Here is a 16,869-nt window from a genome sequence, read left to right on the forward strand (position 1 = left end):
GTGGGTGTTATCGCCGATTATCTCGCCTTTGATACAAACGCTATTAATGTGCTCTATTCGCTCAAGACGAACAGCGTCTGTGTTCCCGCGGAGGGGAAGAGGGTTGTTGATAAAAGTGGATTTAAAAGTGTTGTAATAATGCACATTTATCAATCCTCTGTAATTGATTTTCATCGAGCCTGGTTGCATCATGATGATCGACATAGGCCCGGGCCGCCTGTGCAGGCGGGGTGTTTGGTACATACTGGGTGCCGGCTTTACGTTTTTTTCTGTCGGTCGAGTTCTTTTGTTCATCAGTCAGGAGATGCCATGCTCGTTCAGGAAGATATCGTTTCATCTCCTCACCGGTTTTTGCCTTCCCAGAGCCCTTTCTGGTTTGCCATAAAATAAATCATCATTATTTACTGTTTCTTTTGTATGTCAAATATTTATATTGCAAACTTAATGCCATTCGGGGAAATTTTATTGAGTATCTGCAGAGGAGAATGTATGAATAAAAACGCTTTTTATCATTTATTAATTCTTGCTCTATTAATGAATACCTTTTCACTTAGTGCAACAGATGATTTCAAGTGGCGTATCGGTCCCTCCGCCGGACTGAACGTAGCAAGGATGTATGGTCCCGGTATTCAAAATATTGAAGATGATTATGACGTCTTGCCGCGTATGAGCGGTAACTGCGGCCTTTTTGTCGAATATATGCCGTCAAAGTATATCGGCACGGAAATAGGGATTCAGGTTAACGGTAAAGGCTATACCTATCATGATCCTCAGTATATTAACGGTATGGACGTTAAATATAAAATCCGGTATAAAAACGGATTTGTAGATTTCCCTTTTGTTATCAAACCGACACTGCCCTTCAATAATAAAAAGCTGTACCTTATGTTTGGTGGCGCCTATGGGCGTATTTTTATAGCTAAAAGGGAAGTCGTGGCAGATTTAAGTTATAGTGGACAGGATACTACTGTTGATATTGTCGACAATGACTTGTTGCGCTATGGTGTGCCTTTTTATGTGGATACATTCGGAACCCAAGAAACGGTGCCCTATAAAGACCTTTATCGTCTGGAAGATTTTGCTCTGGTAGTAGGAATAGGGTATGAAGGCGCGCCCGGTTCAAAAGAAAACCCGGTATCGCTTTTTTTTTGATATCCGATACTATATTGGATTGCTGGACAACAGCCGGGTAACCAATGAGGGAGCAAAAAAACTTGATGCAATATACGATCAATTATTCCGGTTTTTTGAAGAGCAGAACATCGATCCGGCTGAAATGGGATATGGTCCTGATGACGTTCCTGACCGGGAGCCGATACATAAATTCGGGGTGCTGATTATGAGTATGGGTTTTAAGTTTTGCTTTTAGTGAAACAGAAAGCTGTTCCCGGGCTGAACAGCAGAAATTTACAAGCGAATACACTCCTCCTGCTATTTTATCGGCAACCAGACCAATAACTTTAGTTCTTTTTTGGGGGGGTAAAAATGTTCCCTCCACCCGGGAGTTTTTTGCCTCGTCCCGCCCACCGCCTTCCTTTCTAACTCATTGAAAAATAACAACTTAAATTTTGGCATTTCTCTTGCTAATATCTGTTGCCGAACGGATTCGAGAAAGGACTCATACTCTGGATGAAAATCAATTCTGTTAATCCTCAGGTCCCTGCAAGGGGAACACACAAACCCGATCCCCGCAAAGTCGCCCGGGAATTCGAAGGCCTTTTTTGTCAGATGATGCTCCGTCAAATGCGCAAAACTGTTCCTGATGGCGGACTTTTTGAAAAGAGCCTCGGTGAAAAAATTTATACCGATATGCTCGATGAAAAATATGCTGAGCAGATGGCAAAACACGCATCTCTGGGACTTGCCGAACTCATCCTCGAACAGGTCGATAGCGATGAATCCCGGGGACTACAACAGCTTCAGGATTTGAATTCATCATCATGGATGATCGATAACCGATTTATTCCCCGGCGAGTTTCAATGAATACCAAAAATATTGAAGAACGTCTTTCATCGTACAATTCTATAATTTCCGAAGCCGCTGCACGGCATGATGTCGATCCGGTACTCATACGGTCGGTCATTGCCCAGGAGTCTGCCGGAAATCCCTATGCCGTTTCTCATGCCGGTGCCAAAGGACTCATGCAGCTTATTGATTCTACGGCAAAGGATATGGGGGTAACGTCGGTTTACAACCCTCGTGCCAATATTATGGGTGGAACAAAGTACCTGAAAATGATGCTCGATAAGTTTAACGGTGATGAACGCCTGGCCCTGGCATCCTATAACGCAGGACCTGCAGCAGTACAGAAATACAATGGAATACCGCCATACCGCGAAACACAGGAATATATCGAGCGGGTTCTGGGGTATAAGGAACAATTTTCACAAAAGGTAAACATGGAAGGGAAGGAGACCGGCAATGGACGGGAAGATTAAGGAATTATTGACAATCCTCAAGCAGGAAAATGAAATTCATGATCGATTGATCGAATGTGCACAAATAATGAACAAGGCCCTGAAGGAAAACGACACCAATAAAATTCAGCAGACATCGATGAAATATGATGAATTGACATGCAATATCGAAAGCGTTGAAGAAAAAAGGTTGGAGATATGTGATTCAATTGGTAAGAAAACAAAAATGAAGAGTCGTCATCTTAATCTGACATCGATAACCGAAGCACTTCCCCCCGAAGATACCGGGCCGCTCGGAGAGGTACGGCAGGATCTCAAGAAGAAAATTACCAAACTGACGAAAATAAATACCTCTAATCAGGTTCTTCTCGAAAATGCCCTTGCCAACATTGCTAAAGCGGTTGAACTGATTGCCTGTGAGAAAAAGAAATATTCGGGTTATAAGCAGTATGGAAAAAAGGACTCCGATTTTATCTTTCGAAACATCGTCAATAAAGTAGCATAGCGAGGAAACTATGGGCTTATTTTCAACACTCGGAATTGGTACACGGGGCCTGTTTGCCGCTCAGCTTGGTATGGATGTAGCGGGACAGAATATCTCGAATGCCGATGTCGAAGGATACAGCCGGAAACGGTTGAACATGACCGCCGATTACCGGTATGACGGCAAGTTCGGTCAGATGGGATTCGGTGTTGATGTTGTCAATATCGACCGGCTACGCGATGCGATGATTGACCAACAAATCCGGCGTCAGAATAAGGAAGTCGGTTTTTATGAAGAGATCGATTATGCTCTCGAACAGATAGAAAACATTTTCACCGAGCCCAGTGATACAGGCGTTATGCATTTTGTCGATCAGTTTTTCGACAGCTGGGAAAACCTTGCAAATAATCCCTCAGATATTTCCGCACGTACGATGGTCAAGGCAAATGCGGTAATTATGAATGATGTTTTTCATAATCTCAGCGCCGAGATGCGTGACCTCCGCCTAAACACAAATGATAAAATCGCCCGTCATGTAGACCGCATTAATGAAATATCAAAGAAAGTTCATAATTTAAATTCCGAAATCGGTATTGTTGAAATCGGTCAGCAGAATGCAAACGACAGCCGTGACCAGCGTGATCAGTTGCTAAAAGAACTCGCGAAAATTATCGACATCGATACCATCGAGAATGAGCAGGGACAGGTAACGGTGACGACTGCAGGAAATATTCTCGTTTCGCCTGCAGAATTCCGTCAGCTCGAAACCACCACCGCCACTTTTACGCGTACCGACGGCACCAGTGATGTGGATGTGGGTATTCGCTTTGCCGATTCCAAAACTACCTTTATCCCTGTCAGCGGCGCAATCAGGGGACTGATGGAATGCCGGGATACGCTTATCCCCGAATATGAGAGTCGTCTCGATTCACTCGCTACAGGACTGGTTGAGAAGGTGAACACAAATCATGTGCAGGGATATAACCTTCTGGGATATTCGGGAGTTTACTTTTTCAACCCTGAAACAACCGGTGCATCCGACATCAATATATCGGCATCGATCCGGGCAGATGTCCAGAATATCGCAGCAGCAACCGGTGGAGCGGCCAATATGGGATCCCAGATTGTCGTTCCGGCAGGATCCGGCCAGCTCGATTTCGGCAATGCTCCACAGCAGTTCAGTAAAACCCTGGGACGCTTTTTTAATTCCGCTACAGACCCGATCAGTGAGCGGGCGCGCAATATAATCAACGGATCGGTCGTGGTAACTGCCGGTGCAACAACCCTTCAGGAAGGGGCCGATTATCATATCGATTATGCCAGCGGTACTATCCAGATGCTTCATGGAGGCTACGATGGACAGGCGATTGCGATTGATTTCCAGTATAGAAGCGGCGATTTTGCCGGTCCCGGAGACAACGCAAATGCCATTGCCATTGCCGAACTCAGACACCAATTAACAATGGCGCCCGATCCTATCGGAAATGACACAAATACCTTTACCCAATACTACAGTGCAATGATCGGACAACTCGGGCTGGAACGAAATGAGGCTTCCGCGAGTCTGGAAACAAGGGAATTTCTCATTCAACAGTATGAGACTCACCAGGATTCAATATCCGGAGTTTCACTGGATGAAGAAATGGCTGAAATAATAAAATACCAGCACACGTTTTCGGCAGCAGCCAGGGTAATTACAACAACCGGCCATATGCTTGAGGTCTTAATGAATATGTAGCATGAGAAAGGTAAGAGGCGGGTACAGAATCACCCGAGAGCGGTTGATTGATTGGCGCCCCAACGTAAACAGGAGAAATAACAATGGGCATGCGGATAACCTTCAGAGAAATTAACAATCACATGCAGCATGTGATTAACGACCGGTTTTCTGATCTGGCTAAAGTTCAGGAGCAATTGGCAACCGGTAAACGCCTCCTGAGGCCTTCAGACGATCCCGTTGATGTGGCTAACGATTTGAAACTCCGTTCAAAGCTCATGCAGATATCACAATACAAAAGTAATATCGAAGACGGCACGGGCTTTATGAGTGTTACCGATACGGCCATGGTAAGTATGAACGATCTGCTACAGCGAATGCGGGAACTGGCAATCCAGGCGTCGAGTGATACTCAATCTACCAACGAACGGGCATTCATTCTTAAAGAAGTCGAACAATTGTTTCGTCAGGTCGTTACGCTGGGCAACTCCAAGTTTAAAGGGGAATATGTATTCGGCGGGACTCAGACAAAAATTGCACCGTTCCCCATGAAAGAATCTTCGGCGGCGTCGCAGGAAGATTATGACAATTACAATATGGCGTGGTATGACGGATCTGGTGGAGTAGGGGGAAATTATTATCTCTATGATGCATTTACTCAGGAAAGGATTACCAAAATCCTACCGGGCACGTTCTCAATCAGCAGGGGAGGAACGCAGTTTGTTGAAGGACAGGATTATACTGTTGATTATGTCAACGGCGCCATTACCCCACTCAATCCGCTTCTTGCAGATGATGTTTCGGATGGTCAGACTTTCACCGGCCCTAATTACAGCACAGGCGGATTTACTCTCTCTTTTGATTATATAGGCAGGGGAAGAGATATTTACGGTGATCCTATTGCAAGTGACGGTGATATTTTACGGGAGATTGAATCGGGTATCACCATGCCGATCAATATTCCCGCCGATGAGCTGACCCGTGACAGCGCAACAGGACTCGATGCGCTGGATGTTGTTATCAGGCTTGGACAGCGGCTGATCGAAAGCGATACGCAGGGAATACAAAGTCAGATAGGTGAAATCGATGTTGTTTTCAAAACACTGCTTGCCGCTCAGACAAAAAACGGTGCACGGATGAATCGCTTTGATACCACCCTTGACAGAAATGAAGCACAATTCAACGAAACAACCCGACTTCAATCATCGTTGGAAGATGCCGAATATGCTGATACGGTAATGAAATTTTCTTTAATGGAAACAGTATACAATGCAGCATTGAAATCTGCTGCAAAAATTATACAGCCATCACTGGTAAATTTTCTCTAGTAAAAAGGAAACTTTTGCCGGGCTGTTGGAACACCGGAATGAAAATTTAACAATAGAAACAGATTTAAGCGGTTTTTGGTTGGCATATCTTTTGCAATTGAAAACAGCACGCAAGGAAGCAAGAGTCGTCAGGATGACGTATGGAGCGCAGTCAGGATAAGTACCGGCTGCAAGGAAGCATACTCATCATAAGGAGGGTACTATGTCTCGTATCAACCATAACATACCCGCAATGGTAACGGGTACTGCGTTGCGTCAGGTAGGACGAAAAATGTCGAAGTCACTGGAGAAACTCTCAACCGGCCTTCGTGTTAACCGTGCTGCTGATGATGCTGCCGGACTGAGTATTTCGGAACAGTTACGCACCCAGTGTCGCGGTCTGGCAATGGGCATCAGAAACGCTCAGGACGGCATCTCACTTCTGAATATCGCCGAAGGTGCTTTGATTGAAGTTGAAGATATGTTGCAGCGGTTGCGTGAACTCAGCATACAGGCGGCCAATGATACCTTGACATCGAAAGAACGCGCTTATGTACAGATCGAATTCGATCAACTTCGGACGGAAATCGATCGTATTGTTAACGGTACACAATACAACAGCATGAAACTTCTTAACGGAAGTGATGTCTGGGCTAACGGCGGAATTCTTCATGTCGGCCCTAACGATAACAGCGACGGCGCCGATGTCGTTACCATTACGATTACCGGTGTGGATACTACCGCCATGGGTATCAGCACTGCCGATAACGTGTATGTCACCAGCCAGACCGACGCCACCGGTGCCATTTCTGCGCTCGATATAGCATTGAGCAGTGTAAATGCCCTTCGAGCCGATCTCGGTGCGAAGGTTAACCGTCTGGAACATGCGCTGGTTAACCAGGAAAATCAGGAACAGAATATGACTGCTGCCGAATCGACCATCCGTGATACCGACTTCGCAAAGGAAACAACCACCTTCACACGGAACCAGATTATTCAACAGTCGGCCACAGCCATGCTTGCCCAGGCGAATATGGTGCCCCAGAGTGTTCTTGGATTGCTGCAATAATGCGGTAATGAAATTGCTGTATTTCATTTCTCTATCGGTAAAAGAAATATATGAGGCATAGTACAGGCATTCGTCTTTCTGGCGAATGCCTTACAAGCAGCCTCGGAAAAATGCCGGCCGATTTCTTGACAGCTATTCAGGCTTAAAAGCATTTTATTACAAAACTGTTATTCCTAGTATGCCCGTGTGAGGAGCTGTTATTGTATGGGTGATTTCTTTAAAGAGCTGGTCTACGAAAAAGAAGATGTCATCACTTTTCCGTCCGGCATACCGGGTTTTGAAAATAATAAAGAATTTATTCTTCTTCAAATCCCCGAGTATGCTCCCTTTGAGTGGCTGGCTTGCACAGACGGTTCCCGGCTCAGATTTGCCATACTCAATCCCATGTTATTCAGACCCGATTATAATCCTAACATGACAAAAGAGCAGCTCGAAGAGCTCCATATCGAAAAACCCGAAGATATCCTGTTGTATTCGATTATAACTATCAGCGAAAATCCTGCCGAATCAACGGCGAACCTTATTGGGCCGATCATTATCAATAAAACAAAACGTCTGGGAAAGCAGGTCGTTGTTGAAGATGACCGTTATACCACACGGGAACCAATTTTGAGGAAGAAATAACGCATGCTTGTATTAACTCGAAAATTGGGTGAATCAATCCGAATTGGCGATAATATTGTTGTAAAAGTTGTCGATCTCGATAACCGTCATGTAAAACTCGGTATCGACGCCCCGAAGAATATTGCCGTGAACCGTGAAGAAATCTATGAGAGAATTCAAAAGGAAAACAAAGCTGCCTCTGAAGCTCAGGATTCAAAACTCAAAGATATTGCAAACGCCCTTCGGCAATCAAAAGAATAACCAGCTTTTTATCTCGTCTTACCACATTTCTCCTTAATCCTGTAGTCGGAAATATTTTCCCCTCTACGGGTCATTTTATTCCTTTCCTGTATCTATGAACTTTGCCAAAACAACAGTGTGTTGTTTGCCCGAGAGTATATAACACTATTTGTTGTATTGGTCCGGTTTTTGCGCAAAATTCCTCCAGTAGAACTTAAAGTAAATTATCAAGGGGAAGCTGTATGCAACAAGGAAATAATGTTAGGGGTATTTCTATCGGTGATGTTTCTAAAATCTGCGGTGTGCCGTCACATACAATACGCTACTGGGAAAAAGAGTTCGGATGCTTTCTTGCTCCAAAACGTACGGCAGGGAAGCAGCGGCGGTATACCGAAAATAATATTCAATGCCTGCTTCATATAAAAAAACTACTCTGGGATGACGGATTCACAATTACAGGAGCTAAAAGAATGATTAAAAACAATTCACTATTCCCCTTGCTGGCCGCAGACAAAGACATAAAGGAAATTCTCAATCCATTAAGCAATGCAGCATAAATGAATTCGGTAAAAATATCTACCAGGTATCTTAAGAAGGGAAACGACAGAGGAGAAATATAATGAAAACTTACAATTTTTCAGATTACATTAAAAAATACGGCGCCGCCAATTATTTGAAAAACCTTCGCCAACGTTGTCTTAATGGTGTGTACAGTACCTGTGAATTCCGCTACTATGCGGCCAAAACGTATTTGGCGATTGGTTTGCACCGACGTGCTCTTGCCTTGCTCGGTGGCCTGGATCCCCAGTATGCGCCTTCGGATGATCATCCCGAGGTCCTCTCACTATGTGAGCAGGCCGGGGAAATGAATACTGGTTCGGAAAGTACCTGTTCGTTGAATATGATCGTTCGTAACGAAAGTGAACTGATTGAAAAAGCCCTGGACTCGGCTGATGACATTATGGATGAAATAGTAATCTGTGATACAGGTTCGACCGACAGCACCCCTGAGCTTGCTCAGCTCTATGGCGTAACGCTGATTTCGCATACATGGGCGGGTAGTTTCAGCGAGGCGCGAAATGTGGCAATCGATGCCAGTACATGTGATTGGATTTTCTGGATTGATGCCGACGATCAGATTGATGCTGCCTGTAAAAACAAACTTCGTAACCTCTGGCGACGGGGCAAAAAACAGACGGCATCATTTTGTATAATCAATGAGCAGCCGGGTGGCCACGGACCTGAATTTATGCAGTTCCGTCTCTTCCCCCGTATGGATGATGTACGATTTAAAAGGCGAATTCATGAACAGATTGTATTCAGTGCACAGAAGAAAAACATTCAGGCAGTTGCTCATAAAGAAATTCGAATACACCATTCCGGCTATAACCAACCGAGGTTGCATAAAGAGAAAGCACAGAGAAATAAAACCCTCATAATGGCGGAAATTGAAGATAATCCGAACGACATTTCTCTCCAACTCAGCTTGGGAGAATGCCATACAATTTTGGGGGAAATCGATGACGCCATTATAATTTTCACTCGTATTGCCGAAAATAAAGAGGTCTATGCTACCCATCGCGATACCTATGTTCATGCCCATTTTGATCTTGGATGGCTTTATAAAACAAAGAAAAACTTTCACCAGGCAAAACGGTACCTGGCACGGTGTCTTTATCTGGATCAGACTGTTATTGAGGCTCATTATATGCTCGGTCTCATATTCTTTGCAGAAAAGTCATTTCAAAAAGCATTCAATTTCTTTGTCCGCACGCTTGCGCATCAGCCAAAACAACGGTATGTCGCGGCCGTTGATATCCGGGGTATAAAAATGAACGCCTTTTATTATGTCGGGGATATTCTTCTTCGATGGAAAAAATACAAGGAGTCCGAAGAACTTCTTGCCCGGGCAATGAAATTCTATCCCGATGTTGTCGAATATTATACTCAGATGGGGGAAGCGCTTATGGGAATGAATCGGCTCAAGGAAGCTGCATTGTTCTTGTCCCATTCGGTTAAAGTATGTCCTCAAAAGAATCCTAAAGCATACGGAGGAATTGCCGCTCTCTATATACGGTTGAATGATCCTCACAGAGCAGCTGATTTTCTCCTCAAAGCCCTCGAAAACGACTCTTCATCACCCGAAATATTTGCTCTCATCGGAGATATCCATTTCAATCTTCGAAATCCGGAAATTGCCCTGAATGCCTATGAGGTTGCACTTTCTTCCCTTGATGAGTATGACAGCGAAATAGATCAACTTCTCTGGAAAGCGACATCATCTGCCCTGGATTCTTCTGATGTCAAAAAAGCAAAAAGCTTTCTCAAACGAATGCTTCAGGAGAAAACCGCAAATCCACAGGCGGAATATGTGTTGAAACGAATAGAGTTGGAAGACGCTGCCTGAGATGGCGGCAGCTTCCTATTGTCAAATCATCCTGTTCTCCGGTTTATTTAATAGCGGTAACCGTTCGAATGGCTGCATTTCAGCTTCGATTCCATTAGTGCGGAAGAGGATCGGGGGCTGTTAAAATTCTGCCGTTAAAATATGTGTGGAGGCATCGAGGGTATTGAACCAGAAGAGAATTCTGTCGTTCTCTACTGTGAAGCAGTCATCCAGGTTGGATCTTGTAGTACAGGGGAATATATCCTGGTATTGTTCCCGCGCACGTTTGATTAATTCTCTTTTCCGCTCATTCATATTTAATATATCGGTAAAAATATTTTGCAGGTTTATATTTAAATTTATTAAATAGAATATTGTATAACGCATTGAAAATAAAGAAAATATGTGATTTGTATCGTCTTTTTGACTCAAGCGCTTAATTCCTCCTGGATCAGATTTCCTCATAAAAACCACCTTCATATTGCTACGGCTACTTTGTACAAAGGCTGCTGAAAATTATATTGTTGACGGTTTTTGAAATGTATACAGGTAAAACTAATGCAAAAAACATATAACACGATTGCAATCACCCTTGGAGATCCGGCAGGGATTGGTCCCGAAATCGCTTTAAAAGCGCTTATCTTAAGAAACCATACCCTGGATACCCGTCTGTTTATTATCGGTGATCTCACGGTTTTGGAGGAAGCGGCGAAAAAACTGGAAATCGATATAGATTTCAATTGCATTGAATCACCCGCCGGGATAATTGTGGGAAAAGTAAATGTATTGGACATGAAACAGATCTCTATAGAAGATTTTGAGACAGGGAAGGCGTCTGCTCGCTGCGGGAAAGCATCCTATGCCTATATTCTCAAAGCAATAGAGCTTGCAAAAAGTGGTACGATCGATGCTGTAGTAACCAATCCAATTAATAAAGCTTCGTTGAAAGACGCAGGAATTAATTTTCCCGGGCACACCGAGATATTTGCTTCCGAAACCAGGACTAAAAAATATTCGATGCTTTTTATGCTGGATGATATCGCTGTTGTGCATGTTACAACACACGTTTCGTTGCGCAGGGCGATTGAGCTGATTTCCTGGGAACGGGTTTTTAATACTATTGTGTTACTTGATAAATTTTTGAAAAATATTGGAGTAGAATCCCCGCGTATTGCCGTAGGCGGACTTAATCCCCACGCTGGCGAGGGGGGACTTTTTGGTGATGAAGAGATCCGGTATATTATTCCTGCGGTCGAAGAGGCCTCCTCTCGCACGATCAATGTCACCGGCCCTTATCCTCCGGATACGGTTTTTATGCGTGCTTTTAAAGGTGAATTCGATGGTGTTGTTGCGATGCTGCACGACCATGGATTTGTTGCGTTGAAGTCGCGCAATTTCGATGAAGGCGTGAATATTACTATCGGATTACCGATTATTCGAACATCGGTGGGGCATGGTACTGCATTCGATATCGCCGGAAAAGGCATCGCCTCCGAAAAGAGCCTGCTTTCAGCAATACGGATTGCCGGACTCCTTGCCGGCAAAAAACAGAAGCTTCTTACTTGACATGAGAAATTAGGAACGTGAAGCCCGGCATTTTTTAATCCGCAAATGCCGGGAATAAGGAGTATATCAGAAATCAACCAATTCGACATCAAATACCAGTGTGGCATTGGGAGGAATAACTCCGCCTGCTCCACGTTCACCGTAGCCGAGCTCAGGAGGAATAATCATCCGGCGCGCTTCGCCTTTTTTCATATCCAGAAAGGCTTCATCCCAGCCCTTGATAACCATGCCTCTGCCGACATTGAACATGAACGGCGTGCCACGGTCAACTGAAGAATCGAATTTTTTGCCGTTAAGAAGGTAGCCGGTATAGTGGGCACTGATCCGTGTTCCTTTTTCCGGCTTTGTCCCTGAGCCTTCTTTGGTAACGATATATTTAAGTCCGGATTCCGTGGTTACGGTATCCTTGCCGGCTATCGACTTTTCAGCCTGTGATACCTTCCGGGATTGTGCCGAAGTTTTCTGCTCGTCTGTTTCTCCCGCTTGTGCCGAGTCCTTTTGAGAACATCCGATGAATGCAATGCTTAGTAAAAGTAACATTATGAGTTTCATTGTACCTCCTGATAATACACCGGAATGGGTATCGGTTGAGATTATTATTTTTCGCTGCTTTTTTCGATAAGGGTTACTTTTTCGATAACAACCGGTTCGACCGGAACATTCCGGTAAGGTCCTTTCCTACCGGTTTTTACATTCTCAATGGTATCAACTGTATCCATGCCGTCAATTACTTTGCCGAATACGCAATACCCCCATCCCCGAACATCTTTTGATCTGAAATCGAGATTTTCATTGTCAACAGTATTAATGAAAAATTGAGCAGTGGCTGAATGGGGATCGTTGGTTCGGGCCATTACAATGGTGCCTCGTTTGTTCGATAGACCATTATCAGCTTCATTTTGAACAGGTGCTTTTGTCTGTTTTTTCTTCATCGCCGGTGTAAAACCGCCGCCCTGGATCATGAATCCGGGGATCACCCGGTGAAAAATTGTCCCATCGTAGAATGCATCATTAACATAGGAAATGAAGTTTTCCACCGTTTTGGGTGCAGCTGCGGCATCGAGTTCAATAATAATCGTCCCCGTACTCGTCTCCATTTTTACCTGCGGATTAGCGGCTTCAGCAGATTGTGTCATTACCACTCCTAACATTAGAAAAGATATAGATTGTATGAGTTTGTTCAAAAGAGTCCTCCTTTATAGTACCGAAAAAGGGTGATTACATTTTTAATTCCTGAAATTGACTTAACCAATGCAAGCAAGACACGGGTGAATAATTCTGTTCACTCCCACTGAAATGGAGACCGGTAATCGTCTTTCAGGTCATCGGGTGATTCTTTGGCCTTTTTGAATTTTTCTTCCCATTCTGCTTTTTTTCGTGCATCCTCGTCTTTGGCTTTCTTCAGTTTATCTTCCCAGTCTTTTCCTTTCTGGTTACTTTTCAAAAATTCGTTAAAGTCGGCTTTTTTATGATCGGCCGATTGATGATCTACAACTTTCCCATTCGCGGGATCAATCCAGAGAGACCCCTTACACATAGGACATTTTATTTGTAATAACGACATAATAGGTATCCTCCCGGCAGAACCTGATGTATTCAATAGAAAATAAATTACACGAAGTATATTAAGGAGTGCAAGTAATTATGTAACGCTTTTGGGCATTTTTTGTTGTTCGGGTTATCGTTTTTTTAAGTGAAAACAACAAGAATAGACCAAACTATTGAATCTCCTTGAGAAATTAATTAGTTTAGGCAGTAGAAATCGGTGCATTCGAACAGGAATTTTGAAGCTTGTTTTTACTGCAAATAAGCAGGGAGTGTTATAGGAAAACAATGAATCACCAGCAGAATAGCAACTTAGATTTTAACGGATATCAGGAACTGATCGAGGAGCCTCTGGCCAAAAGCGACCAATTATCACTTAAGCGCATAAAAAAACTGCTCGCAGATTCTTCCCGCCCGGTAATAACCCCCTTTTCTTTTCTTTTGCAACGGATTTGCGGCAAAAAAATGCCCGAGGATATTGCCCGTGAGAAATGGCGCAAAATTATTCGTCATAAATCCGTTATCGAATCAAGACTCGAGAGAACCATAAACATTCAAACAGCGGCAGTCGATTATTTTGACATGATTCAGCGGACAAAGGAATCTCCCGAAAGCGTATCCCCCTTTCATCGCGGCAATGGTCATGACAAAGACCAGTTTGTTGAACAGATTTCATCTCCGGGTTTTTATCTCGAAAAACTCAAGGAAGAACTTCGCCGGGCACGACGGTATAGGCATGCCCTTTCGGCAATCCTGCTGAATATCGATAATTTCAATGAGGTCATTCCTGATGCAAGCAATAATGCATTAAGTTCTCTTGTGAAAATTATAAAAAAGACTATCAGGACCGTCGATATTCTTGCCCGGTATTCTGAAGAAAAATTTGTTGTCATATTGCCCAACACCAATAAACGGGAGGCACAGGAGTTGGCAGACCGATTATGCAAGGATATCCAGGACCGGTCCAGTCGAATAGCCAGTATAACAGGAAAGGTTAAAGTAACCGCGTCGGTAGGGCAATGCGCTCCGGAAGATAAATCGGTAGAATTTATGAAACGACTCGATAACATGTTGAAACGGGGGATAAAACAAGGACAGGATCAAGTATATGTGCCCTAAATTATTGCCCTATACTTTCCTTTTTTATCACTTCTTAATTATATTAATTTAAGTGGCACATTATAAATAAAGGGGTTGTGCATTAATGGATATTGGTGGAAGAGAATTAAACGATTATCATATCATTGATGTGGTCGGCAAGATTGACCGCTTAAAGGATTCAATTGTGCTGAAATCGTATATTAATACGCTTCTTGAAAAAAACGTTTCTCACATTGCTCTTAACCTCGGTCAGGTAACTTACCTTGATAGTGGTGCCCTGAACGTTCTAATCTATTGCCACAACGCACTCAAGAAAAAAGGGAAGAATTTTGTGCTTATCGAACCCAACGAATATGTACGTGATGTGCTTGAAGTTGTTGGGCTGGATAAGCTTGTTAAGATTTATTCAAAAGAAGAGGAGTTCGAAAATGATACGAAGGGCTCTTAGTCTCGCTCTTGCTATTCTGGTTATAGCTATCGGTTGTTCGAGTTCTAAACAGATGGTCAAACCTGATATGGCTGCAATTGATTCCTACATAAAAGCAAATCCCGACCTTCCGGAACTTGACAAATCCTGCATCTATGACGGCCGTTTTGAAGTCGGTATGCAAAAAGAAACGGTCAAGTTCCTTCTCGGAGAACCTAAAAAGATCGAAATTGTCCATCAGCCATGGGCAACACAAGAAAACTGGGTCTATACAAAGGGCGGCAAAAAAGTTTTCATTATTGAAGACGATGGTGTGGTAGGTATTCTGCAGGATTAAATTCGCTGCTTTTTACCGGCGGTCCTATTCCTGTTTTAATTTGGTCCCTATCGTTCCATCGATTGTTGAGAAATTAAAAAAGGTCCCTTTCCGACACAAGGGACCTTTTTCTATAGCGCTACGGGGAGTCGAACCCCGGTTGCAGGAATGAGAATCCTGAGTCCTAACCACTAGACGATAGCGCCGAATGGAAATTCTAAATCTCAAAGCCAAAATCACAAAAAGAAGTCCGGATAAATTATTATTTGAGACTTGCCATTTGTGATTTGAAATTTATTAAGCTGGGGTACAAGGATTCGAACCTCGATAGCCAGAGCCAGAATCTGGAGTCCTGCCATTGGACGATACCCCAGTATATGTGGCTCTAAAATACAAGATATAACCCAATATATCAAGATTTGCAGAAAAAAACAGGCATTTTTAAGGGAATGACTGGTTCTTTAGTCTTTATTCATCGAAAACATCCAGCTCCATCTCTTTGATGGAATCGACAAAAGCCAACGAGTGAAATGGCTTCTGAAGGACTTTTCTGACGAATTTTTTTTGAGGAATAATCTCCCGGTCACCGGCATAATCCGCTGGTTTGGGGATATGCTCATCAAGCTCTTTCATGAGCAGAATTTCGACATTAAGATTGCGGTCGTAGAGTTCATTCACAAGCTCGTAACCGTTGGTTCCCGGCATGTCAACATCAACCACGACAAGCCCGCATTGTTTATCTGCTATTTTGAAGAGACTGAGTGTGTCTAATGCTTTGTAGCCGTTATCGACGGTTTCGATTTTATCGCCCTGGTAATGGAAAAAGAGCTCAAATGAGTTTTTGCAAAAATCCCGTACCGCCCGATCATCATCGACAATAAGTATATAATCACCTCGTTTTTCCGGGCGATATCTGCATTGGTGAGGAAGCTTCCGCTGCTTGACATCTTCACCCACAGCATACTGTTCCCGGTCTCCACATCGTATGAAAAGTGCCGAACAGGCGCCTTTTGGGGTAGTATGCGGACACGGCTCTCCTTTTCGTTTGAGCGTGCGCACTTTTGATTCCATCTGCTGTCGAATAGTCAGGGACGGTCCGATACCACTTCCAACAATGTATTTGAACGCAGAGTCAGGATACCAGGTATCCTGTTTTTCTGCAGTTGGCTGCACCAGATTGCGAGTATCGTCAGGTTGTTCTTTCCGGGGTTCATCAGTAACGGCATGTTTGTATTCGCCTATTCCCTGTGGTGCCGGGGGCGTTTCAGTGTTGGGGTTTCGTGATATATACAGATCGGTAAACAGAACGTCGGGACGGGCATTATTAGCTGCCTGCCGTCGTGCCCGGTCAGCGAGTATCTGACGAAACCTCAGACGATATAAATTAGTGATTATCGGATCAACTTCCATGTTTCCGCCCAATCCTTTTAACAGGGCTGATAATTCGATGGTGACTACTATTAGTTAAAATAGTTCATTTTATCAGTACTGTCCAAAATAAATTGAAATATCGAAAATAACTGACATTGCAGTCAATATAGCCCGATATTTTTTTTATCGTAATTGAATCGAAGTTTACGTTATACAATTATTTTGATTGTTGAACGCCGATGACGCTAATTTGGCTGATTATCGCTGTATTTTTTTAATTTTTAGTTTTCTGACCAGCGAATATCAGCATGATCAGCGT

21 protein-coding genes and 2 tRNA genes are annotated in these 16,869 nt (G+C 43.6%); 15 read left to right on the top strand and 8 right to left on the bottom strand.

Features of this window, described 5'->3' with window-relative positions:
* Positions 1-121: 121 nt before the first annotated feature.
* Positions 122-337: a hypothetical protein gene (locus GF401_14375; protein ID MBD3346239.1), complete on the bottom strand. Its 216-nt coding sequence runs from the start codon at positions 335-337 to the stop codon at positions 122-124.
* A gap of 80 nt (positions 338-417) precedes the next feature.
* On the opposite strand from GF401_14375, the gene GF401_14380 reads away from it, so the two are divergent.
* From GF401_14380 to GF401_14430, 11 genes are all read left to right on the top strand, one after another.
* The gene (locus GF401_14380; GenBank protein MBD3346240.1) at positions 418-1,152 is read left to right on the top strand and encodes an outer membrane beta-barrel protein; all 735 of its coding nucleotides are present in this window, start codon (positions 418-420) and stop codon (positions 1,150-1,152) included.
* Positions 1,103-1,369 (top strand): hypothetical protein, encoded by a 267-nt coding sequence (locus GF401_14385; GenBank protein ID MBD3346241.1) that lies wholly within the window; start codon positions 1,103-1,105, stop codon positions 1,367-1,369. Before GF401_14380 ends, GF401_14385 begins: the two co-directional genes overlap by 50 nt.
* Positions 1,370-1,629: 260 nt before the next feature.
* Positions 1,630-2,439, top strand: coding sequence for a transglycosylase SLT domain-containing protein (locus tag GF401_14390; GenBank protein MBD3346242.1), 810 nt, complete (start codon positions 1,630-1,632; stop codon positions 2,437-2,439).
* On the top strand, positions 2,423-2,923 hold the full coding sequence (locus GF401_14395; protein MBD3346243.1) for a hypothetical protein: 501 nt from the start codon (positions 2,423-2,425) through the stop codon (positions 2,921-2,923). Before GF401_14390 ends, GF401_14395 begins: the two co-directional genes overlap by 17 nt.
* Positions 2,924-2,933: 10 nt before the next feature.
* On the top strand, positions 2,934-4,640 hold the full coding sequence (gene flgK, locus GF401_14400) for a flagellar hook-associated protein FlgK (GenBank protein MBD3346244.1): 1,707 nt from the start codon (positions 2,934-2,936) through the stop codon (positions 4,638-4,640).
* 83 nt (positions 4,641-4,723) lie between these two features.
* Positions 4,724-5,947: a flagellar hook-associated protein 3 gene (flgL, locus tag GF401_14405; GenBank protein MBD3346245.1), complete on the top strand. Its 1,224-nt coding sequence runs from the start codon at positions 4,724-4,726 to the stop codon at positions 5,945-5,947.
* A gap of 202 nt (positions 5,948-6,149) precedes the next feature.
* Complete coding sequence (locus GF401_14410; GenBank protein ID MBD3346246.1) at positions 6,150-6,995, top strand: flagellin; 846 nt, start codon at positions 6,150-6,152, stop codon at positions 6,993-6,995.
* A gap of 204 nt (positions 6,996-7,199) precedes the next feature.
* Complete coding sequence (locus tag GF401_14415) at positions 7,200-7,619, top strand: flagellar assembly protein FliW (protein ID MBD3346247.1); 420 nt, start codon at positions 7,200-7,202, stop codon at positions 7,617-7,619.
* 3 nt (positions 7,620-7,622) lie between these two features.
* Positions 7,623-7,859: a carbon storage regulator CsrA gene (gene csrA / locus GF401_14420; protein ID MBD3346248.1), complete on the top strand. Its 237-nt coding sequence runs from the start codon at positions 7,623-7,625 to the stop codon at positions 7,857-7,859.
* Positions 7,860-8,080: 221 nt separating this feature from the next.
* The gene (locus GF401_14425) at positions 8,081-8,395 is read left to right on the top strand and encodes a MerR family transcriptional regulator (GenBank protein ID MBD3346249.1); all 315 of its coding nucleotides are present in this window, start codon (positions 8,081-8,083) and stop codon (positions 8,393-8,395) included.
* 62 nt (positions 8,396-8,457) lie between these two features.
* Positions 8,458-10,245, top strand: coding sequence for a glycosyltransferase (locus GF401_14430; protein ID MBD3346250.1), 1,788 nt, complete (start codon positions 8,458-8,460; stop codon positions 10,243-10,245).
* A 120-nt stretch (positions 10,246-10,365) separates the two neighbouring features.
* Here the strand turns inward: GF401_14430 and GF401_14435 are convergent, their stop codons facing one another.
* On the bottom strand, positions 10,366-10,689 hold the full coding sequence (locus GF401_14435; GenBank protein MBD3346251.1) for a hypothetical protein: 324 nt from the start codon (positions 10,687-10,689) through the stop codon (positions 10,366-10,368).
* Between the two features lie 93 nt (positions 10,690-10,782).
* Between GF401_14435 and pdxA the strand changes: the two genes are divergently transcribed.
* Entirely contained in the window at positions 10,783-11,790 is a 1,008-nt protein-coding gene (gene pdxA, locus GF401_14440; GenBank protein MBD3346252.1) for a 4-hydroxythreonine-4-phosphate dehydrogenase PdxA, read from the top strand.
* 66 nt (positions 11,791-11,856) lie between these two features.
* Here the strand turns inward: pdxA and GF401_14445 are convergent, their stop codons facing one another.
* From GF401_14445 to GF401_14455, 3 genes are all read right to left on the bottom strand, one after another.
* Positions 11,857-12,342: an FKBP-type peptidyl-prolyl cis-trans isomerase gene (locus GF401_14445; GenBank protein ID MBD3346253.1), complete on the bottom strand. Its 486-nt coding sequence runs from the start codon at positions 12,340-12,342 to the stop codon at positions 11,857-11,859.
* 44 nt (positions 12,343-12,386) lie between these two features.
* Positions 12,387-12,941 carry a peptidyl-prolyl cis-trans isomerase gene (locus tag GF401_14450; protein MBD3346254.1) on the bottom strand — a complete coding sequence of 185 codons (555 nt, stop codon included), beginning with the start codon at positions 12,939-12,941 and terminating at the stop codon, positions 12,387-12,389.
* Positions 12,942-13,072: 131 nt separating this feature from the next.
* Complete coding sequence (locus GF401_14455) at positions 13,073-13,354, bottom strand: hypothetical protein (protein ID MBD3346255.1); 282 nt, start codon at positions 13,352-13,354, stop codon at positions 13,073-13,075.
* Between the two features lie 269 nt (positions 13,355-13,623).
* Between GF401_14455 and GF401_14460 the strand changes: the two genes are divergently transcribed.
* The 3 genes from GF401_14460 to GF401_14470 all read left to right on the top strand — a co-directional run bounded on the left by GF401_14460 (position 13,624) and on the right by GF401_14470 (position 15,200).
* On the top strand, positions 13,624-14,454 hold the full coding sequence (locus tag GF401_14460) for a diguanylate cyclase (GenBank protein MBD3346256.1): 831 nt from the start codon (positions 13,624-13,626) through the stop codon (positions 14,452-14,454).
* Between the two features lie 85 nt (positions 14,455-14,539).
* Positions 14,540-14,884: an anti-sigma factor antagonist gene (locus tag GF401_14465; GenBank protein MBD3346257.1), complete on the top strand. Its 345-nt coding sequence runs from the start codon at positions 14,540-14,542 to the stop codon at positions 14,882-14,884.
* Entirely contained in the window at positions 14,865-15,200 is a 336-nt protein-coding gene (locus GF401_14470; GenBank protein MBD3346258.1) for a hypothetical protein, read from the top strand. Before GF401_14465 ends, GF401_14470 begins: the two co-directional genes overlap by 20 nt.
* A 113-nt stretch (positions 15,201-15,313) precedes the next feature.
* Here the strand turns inward: GF401_14470 and GF401_14475 are convergent.
* From GF401_14475 to GF401_14485, 3 genes are all read right to left on the bottom strand, one after another.
* Positions 15,314-15,385: transfer RNA gene (locus tag GF401_14475), tRNA-Glu, on the bottom strand.
* A gap of 96 nt (positions 15,386-15,481) precedes the next feature.
* A tRNA-Gln gene (locus tag GF401_14480) sits at positions 15,482-15,552 on the bottom strand.
* A 95-nt stretch (positions 15,553-15,647) separates the two neighbouring features.
* Positions 15,648-16,589, bottom strand: coding sequence for a response regulator (locus tag GF401_14485; GenBank protein ID MBD3346259.1), 942 nt, complete (start codon positions 16,587-16,589; stop codon positions 15,648-15,650).
* Between the last annotated feature and the right edge of the window lie 280 nt (positions 16,590-16,869).

It is taken from the genome of Chitinivibrionales bacterium, from assembly GCA_014728215.1.
Taxonomy (GTDB): Bacteria; Fibrobacterota; Chitinivibrionia; order Chitinivibrionales; family WJKA01; genus WJKA01.